This window comes from Neisseria sp. P0021.S007, from assembly GCF_051956855.1.
The window spans coordinates 1-524 of sequence record NZ_JBQCXA010001151.1; the positions used below are offsets into that span (position 1 = coordinate 1).

The following is a 524-nucleotide window of genomic DNA, read 5'->3' on the forward strand; positions in this document are numbered from 1 at the left end:
AACTATAAGTAATTTAGTTACATTTTGCTTTGACCTACATCACAAACCATGATTGAACTTTTCAGACGGCCATTTTATCGTTTATTCATTTTAATTCTTTGAAGTATAATATTTTTATCTACGCAAAAACAAAGACGGTTATTCTTCGTCGCTTTCCTCGATAATTAAGATAAAAACAGAAAATCGATGTATTAAAATTACAAACGTAAATGAAAAAGGCCGTCTGAAAATATTTTTCAGACGGCCTTTTTCATGTCTATCTTTTATTGGCTGATGTCTTCCAGCGTACGGCCTTTGGTTTCTTCACCCAATACCAAGATTACCGCCACAATCAGCAGCATAACCAGCGCGAACATCATAAAGATATTGCCGAAGCCGCCGCTGTTGCCCACCATCGCCGCCACCACTATGGGCGCGAGTATGCCGCCGATGCGGCCGATGGCGCCTGCCCAGCCGGATGCGAAAGCACGGAAGCGCAAGGGGTAGAGCTCAGGGGTGTAGGTGTACAAAACGCCCCATGCGCC

General features: G+C 43.9%; 1 protein-coding gene. It reads right to left on the reverse strand.

Annotation, left to right across the window (positions count from 1 at the left end):
• Nucleotides 1–263: 263 nt before the first annotated feature.
• Nucleotides 264–524: MFS transporter (locus ACTHUR_RS17995; protein WP_440400110.1), on the reverse strand; the 261-nt coding region annotated here is incomplete at its 5' end.